This is a genomic window from Caldibacillus thermoamylovorans, assembly GCF_000751775.1.
Lineage (GTDB): Bacteria > Bacillota > Bacilli > Bacillales > Caldibacillaceae > Caldifermentibacillus > Caldifermentibacillus hisashii.
In genome coordinates, this window is the sequence record NZ_CCRF01000057.1 from 1 (window position 1) to 6,253 (window position 6,253).

Annotated in this window: 4 protein-coding genes and 1 pseudogene; 1 reads left to right on the plus strand and 4 read right to left on the minus strand. The window is 33.6% G+C overall.

What is annotated here, in order from left to right; all coding sequences use genetic code 11:
* Positions 1-285 (plus strand): annotated as a pseudogene (locus BT1A1_RS09115) (IS4 family transposase); the annotation flags it as partial.
* A gap of 423 nt (positions 286-708) precedes the next feature.
* Here the strand turns inward: BT1A1_RS09115 and BT1A1_RS09120 are convergent.
* The 4 genes from BT1A1_RS09120 to BT1A1_RS09135 all read right to left on the minus strand — a co-directional run bounded on the left by BT1A1_RS09120 (position 709) and on the right by BT1A1_RS09135 (position 5,775).
* Complete coding sequence (locus BT1A1_RS09120; protein ID WP_330939314.1) at positions 709-2,388, minus strand: peptide ABC transporter substrate-binding protein; 1,680 nt, start codon at positions 2,386-2,388, stop codon at positions 709-711.
* A gap of 299 nt (positions 2,389-2,687) precedes the next feature.
* Positions 2,688-4,034, minus strand: a complete 1,347-nt coding sequence (locus BT1A1_RS09125; protein ID WP_034770373.1) for a type II restriction enzyme — start codon at positions 4,032-4,034, stop codon at positions 2,688-2,690.
* Positions 4,015-4,869: a DNA adenine methylase gene (locus BT1A1_RS09130; RefSeq protein WP_197057092.1), complete on the minus strand. Its 855-nt coding sequence runs from the start codon at positions 4,867-4,869 to the stop codon at positions 4,015-4,017. Before BT1A1_RS09130 ends, BT1A1_RS09125 begins: the two co-directional genes overlap by 20 nt.
* 132 nt (positions 4,870-5,001) lie before the next feature.
* On the minus strand, positions 5,002-5,775 hold the full coding sequence (locus tag BT1A1_RS09135) for a DNA-methyltransferase (RefSeq protein ID WP_051989079.1): 774 nt from the start codon (positions 5,773-5,775) through the stop codon (positions 5,002-5,004).
* Positions 5,776-6,253: the final 478 nt, after the last annotated feature.

Below are 6,253 nucleotides of genomic sequence, written 5' to 3' on the forward strand. Positions count from 1 at the left end.
ATGGCTTTATTAATCTATGGAATTTTAGAATATCGAGTTAGAAAAGAACTGAAAGAAAAGAACCTATCTCTAATCCTGAAGGGAAAAAGAAAGCTCCTTCAACCCACAGGTCAAGCATTGTTAGAGCAATTAGAAGATATTACCGTGATCCTTATCAATCAAAATCAGCAAAAAATAAGACTCCTACCCGACAATATTGATTCACAAGCCAAAAAAATCATTGAATTATGCGGGTATGATCTATCGATATACGTGTCAAAAAATGTCGAAAATCAAGGTAAATAACACATAACAGGGGGAAACCCCGAAAAAAATGTCGAATTCAATAGAAATTTGTCGAAAATCCATCGAAAAATAAAGATATCACCCCATCGAGCCATTTAGATAAAGTTCATTCAAAAATTATGATGAATTTTACTTAAGACGTGCGAAATGTGGGGTGGAAAATGAGGAAAGGTAATTGACCTAATTTTTGACATTGGGGCAAAGGTTTCTCTCTTTTGTCAAAAGAAAACTCGGCGATTGCCGAGCCTTTAGGCGAGAACAGAGCCGTAGTTCAGCGAAAAAACATTTTCGCTTGCGAGGTAATGCTACCGAAGTCTTTCAGTGCACTTATGCGTTAGGAAAGTAGAAATCGAAAAATTTATACTTTCCTATTAGCTGAAAAAACCTTCCACCGAGCGATTCGGGGAAGGCCTTTTTATTTTTTTATTCCTTAATATCCAACCATTTAAACTCATACGCAGAAACAACCGGTTTATTCGGTACACCCTTTAGTTTCGGATTGACGAGTTCAGCCCTTGCATTTTGATAAATTGGAGCAATGGCGGCATCATCAAATAAGATTTTTTCTGCTTTCACAAAGTTGTTAAAACGTGCTTCATTGTCTGTTGCTAACGTTGTTGAAGTTTCTAAAATTAATTGATCATATTCTGCATTGGAGTAACCCATTTTATTATTACCACTATCCGTTGTGAACAGACTCATAAATGTATATGGATCTTCAAAATCCGGCCCCCATCTGGCAACTTCCATTTGGTAATCGCCTGCATCTTCCAAGTCAAGCCGTTGTTCTTTCGGTACTTGTTTTATAGTAACTGTCAATCCCGGTAAGTTTGTTTCCAATTGATTGGCGACATACTCAACGATAGATTTCGTTGCCTCATCATCATCTGATAGTAACTCAAGTTCAACTTTATCTTTTCCAATTTCCGATAGACCTTTTTTCCAATACTCTTGGGCCTTTGTTTTATCAAAAGTAACAAGATCACCGCTTACCTTACGAAAATCTTCTCGTGACTCAGGCATGGAAACAAATCCGGTTGGAACTAGTCCGTTTGCAGCAATCGAGCCATCATTTAAAATTTCATCAACAATCGCTTCTTTGTCAAATGCACGACTAATAGCAGCCCGAATATTCTTGTTTGCCAATGCATCATTTGCTTTTTGATTGAATTTAATAAAATATACAAAGGTATTTGGTATGGTTACAAAATCATCGTTGCCGGAATATTGGTCAACCAAATCAGAAGTTAAATTTACGCGATCGACACTGCCTTCTTCATATAAGTTGGCTGCCGTTTGTGGGTCTTTCACCACATCAAAGTGAATTTTATCCATCTGTACAGTGTCAGCATCCCAATAATTGTCGTTCTTTACCAATTCCCATGAATCGCTTGTACTTGTCCAGTTTGTTAGTTTATAAGGACCGCTTGCCAATAATGTATCCGAACTTGTCGCAAATTTATCACCTTGTGCTTCAACAAATTTCTGGTTTAATGGGAATAGTGTGCCAAAGGATGTTAAGTTTTCAAAATAAGGTGTCGGGTTTTCCAGTTCTACAACTAATGTAAAGTCATCTTCCGCAAGTACACCTAATTGATCAGGAGACATTTCTCCATTGCTGATGGCAGTGGCGTTTTTGATAACATTATTCATTAAGTATGGACCATATTCGGATCCAGTCGCAGGATCAATGGCACGTCTCCAAGCATAAACAAAGTCATTTGCCGTAATCGGGTCACCATTTTCCCACTTGGCATTTTCGCGGATTTTAAACGTCCAAGTTAAACCATCTGCACTGACTTCATGATCTGTCGCCAATTCAGGAACAAGTTTTCCATCTAAATTTAATCGATACAAACCACCCATTGTACTTCTTAAGAATGCAAATGAAGATTCATCTGTTGCAAGGGCTGGATCCATCGTAGGAATGTTTTCTTTGTTTACAAAATTGACGGATTTTTCGCTGCTGGCTTTATCTTGTTTTGTACCGGGGGAATTTTCCTCTCCACCGGATGTACAAGCAGCTAAAAATGTAATAATGAATCCAATTGATAATAACATGAATAAACGTTTCAATCTCATTGCTGCACCTCTATTTTTCATTAATCCCATCCATATAGTTGGATTTAATAGTTATTATAACGCTATAATTTTCTTTAGTAAAGAGATGAAGCGAATTTTTTAATATCAATGAAACATACCAAGGAAAATACAAAGCTGGACCTAGATCAGGAAGATGACAGCTACTAAAAATATAGCAATATTATGAAAAAAATCTGGTATAGATCTTATCAAAACTAGAATTAGAATAGTTGAGTTCATTAATTGTCATAAATAGACGAGTACAATATTTAAATGAACCACTTATGTACTCGTCTAAGTTTTTCTTAGTTCAAATTAACTCATCCTTCATATTCCTCTTGCAAAGAAAGTATCCAATCCACCCATGCTTGTATTGATGAAGCTCTTCTCACATATGTAGTTTCAGAATCTATCCCATGTAGATTTTCCTCTTTCATCATTTTGACAATCTCGTCTTTGTTAATAGGTATACCCGCATTATTTAATTGTGCATATAACACTCTTTTAAATATGCGATGTTGTAAAATAGAGCTTACAAAACCCAAGTATTTTTGTTTATAAGGCAATTGCATTATTAATTGACCTTTTTTGGTCAATGAATAATTCGTATTTCCATTGGTTCGTTCACGCTGAGCCAATCCTAAATAAATTGCCGCTGTAGTATAGTAATCGATTTGTCTACTTACGACTACATTAAAAGTAGTCGTAGAAACTAATTTTTCCTTATCTATTGAACCATCATTGTCTACTAGGATACTTAAAAAATCAATAACTCTAGAAAAGGAATTTGCTTGGGGAAAAGGTATTTTTGGTTCGTCGACAACTTTTTCCGTTTTTAATATATCATAAATTTCATCAAGTGTTATATTTTCATGTTGAAGAATGTAGTTTTTCTGTTTTACTAACTTAAGTGAGTTGTAATGATTTTTATTTTCATACTCAAATATAAAAAAGCTAAATACATCGTTTGATAATGTAAAAAAGGCAGGAATAACCGGTTTTTTTATTTTGTCTTGCCACAGACGATAAGGGTAATAAAGCTGACGTATTAAAAAATCACTTACAGCTTCATTTTTTGCTTCTATAATGATAAAGGCATTGTCGGTTTCGTATCCACCATCAATTTCTAATTGAGCATTATTCACTTGAATCGTGAAATTACCTGTTCCATTTAAACCCCTCTGTTTTCTAAATGAAGTTAGTAAAGGAAAACTGCTAATATCAAACTCAAAAATACTAGAGCCCATCCTGCCGGAAACTGTAGGAATAGCTGTTTCCCCAAACAAATCATCGATCATTCCCGATGCAAATGCACAATTTAATGCAACACTTTCACTATACAAATTATTTCGATCAATTGTCTCGATCATTTCAGGTAAATACATCTCAACAGGCTTTAAGTTCTTATCATATTTAAGTTTTTCATAGGCATCAAATTTTCCTATAACATATCGAGAACGAGAAACAGGTAGAATCGATAAAAAATGTTGCTTAAAAATAGCAGGCAAGTTAATATGGTGATCAAATTTTGCCATTAGCCTTGCCTGCCGGACTGTATTTATTGTTTTTGAATCGATTTCATAGTACCCATGTTTCTCTATTTCATTCAAAATATTATATTTATCAAATAATATTTCCCACGCTTCATCATTTAGAGTTTTGCTCATAATTCATCACCAGCACCTCATCAATTTTTCCCCGCTTTGAAGCTATTGAATTGATGTTTCTTGTTGCAGAAACAATTTCAATGTGATAATCCTTATATAAATCCTTGATAAAATCTGTAGCTGAATTGCTTAAAAGTACCTTACACCCACGCTTATCTAAATCTACAAACAAATCGCGTAACCTTATTTGTTCATCTTTATTAAAACCATCTAAAGTATATCCGGTAAAGGAAGCTGTATCACTAACCGGATCATAAGGGCTGTCAAAATAAACAAAATCTCCCTTTTTTGCGCAAGAAACAGCATCAGCAAAATCAACATTTAAAATTTCCACTTCATTATTATTTAAGTAATGAGAAACAGCCCTTAATACAAATTCATTGACAATATTAGGATTTTTATATCGACCAAACGGGACATTAAACTGCCCTTGCGAATTCACTCGAAACAATCCATTAAAACAAGTCTTATTCAAATATATAAGTCTTGACGCTTTTTCAACATCAGATAATTTACTAAACTGATTTTTATCTCTGTCCAAATCTCTTATTTTATAATAATAATCACTTGTGTTTTCATGTTTTTTTAAATCTTCAATTAAATCCTCAACATTATTTTTTATGACAAAATAAGTATTAATTAATTCACTATTTATATCATTTATTACTGCCTTTTTGGGTTGTAAATCGAATAATACTGCTGCCCCACCCAAAAAAGGCTCGTAATAAGTACCCATTCTTTTAGGAACATATTTCCGTATTTCCGGGAGTAATTGCCGTTTGCCTCCAGCCCATTTTAAAAACGGCTGTATTACTTTGCTTTTAGTTATTGTCATTACCTTCTTCTCCCTCTATTTTAAATCATCTATTTTATATGTTACATTTAACAACAATTATCGTCAAAAGTTTTATTAGGAATAACGCAGATTTCTATGAATAAATATACAATAAGGCATGTTATTTTTATATCATTCTTGAAAAAGATGATTTATTCTTCTAAAGCTAATTTTTACATAGTCTAAATTATTATCGATTCCAATAAACTTCCTGCCATATTTCAAAGCAGCAACACCTGTAGTCCCACTTCCGCAAAATGGATCTAATATAAGAGAATGTTTATTAGACGATGCTATTAGGATTCTTTCTAGTAGTTGTAACGGTTTTTGTGTAGGATGGTAACCGAAAGTTTTTTCTTCCATAGGAACATGGGGTATATGCCAAACATCTGTCATTTGTTTTCCTTTATTAATTTTTTTCATCAATTCATAATGAAAAGTATGCGGTGCCGATTTATTTTTCTTTGCCCAAATAATAGTTTCATAGCTAAATGTAAACATTCGTTTACTTATATTAGGAGGTGGATCAGTTTTTACCCAGATAATTTGATTAAGAATATGAAAACCCAGTTCTTTTAGGATTGTGCCAATTGAGTATATGTTATGATGGGTGCCGCTAATCCATATAGTTCCGTCTTCTTTTAATATTTTTTTGCATAAACGAATCCATGCAAAATTAAAGTTATGCATTTCTTCATAGGAACCAATCTTATCCCAGTCCCCTTTATCAACGCTTACAACTTTTCCAGATTTAACTGATATGCCACCATTTGATAGAAAGTATGGGGGATCTGCAAAAATGACATCGACACTTTCAGGTTGTAAAGTACTCATTACCTTTACTGTATCTCCCCAAAAAACAATGGCATCGTTACTAATAATAAATTTTTGAAAATAATTTCTCATGTAACACCTTCCCATCAATTTTTATGTGATGTGAAAAGAACAAGGAAAAATTAAGGGAAAAATGATCGCAGTAGTCGGAGGATGACCAATTCACAAGTGTAAAAGGGAATAATTTTTCAAATACATGTACTTTGATATAATTCTACATTGTTAACAAAAAATCCTTCCTAATGGAAGAACCAATTGTAATAATTTCGAAGTTTGTAAATCTGTGTTTTCCGCTTATACACAATTTATTAAATCTCTGCTGTTAAAAAATAATGATCAGTCCCAGAGTTGGTCGCTCAATATTTAAAACTTGAGCATCTCTGGGTCATGGGGTCAGGTTCTGCGTCCCATTTGTCACATTGGGGAAAGGAACTATTTTTCGAGATGATTTTTTTCGATTAAAATGTGTTATATTCTTTATAAGAACTTACTTTTAACAAATTCATATTCTCACAAATGGTATTATGGGAGGATTAATCATGACGAAACT

Bases quoted from the DNA above. Each gene is read 5' to 3' on its own strand.
- BT1A1_RS09135 (WP_051989079.1), bottom strand. From the start codon at position 5,775: ATGAGAAATTATTTTCAAAAATTTATTATTAGTAACGATGCCATTGTT.
- BT1A1_RS09130 (WP_197057092.1), bottom strand. From the start codon at position 4,869: ATGACAATAACTAAAAGCAAAGTAATACAGCCGTTTTTAAAATGGGCT.
- BT1A1_RS09125 (WP_034770373.1), bottom strand. From the start codon at position 4,034: ATGAGCAAAACTCTAAATGATGAAGCGTGGGAAATATTATTTGATAAA.
- BT1A1_RS09120 (WP_330939314.1), bottom strand. From the start codon at position 2,388: ATGAAAAATAGAGGTGCAGCAATGAGATTGAAACGTTTATTCATGTTA.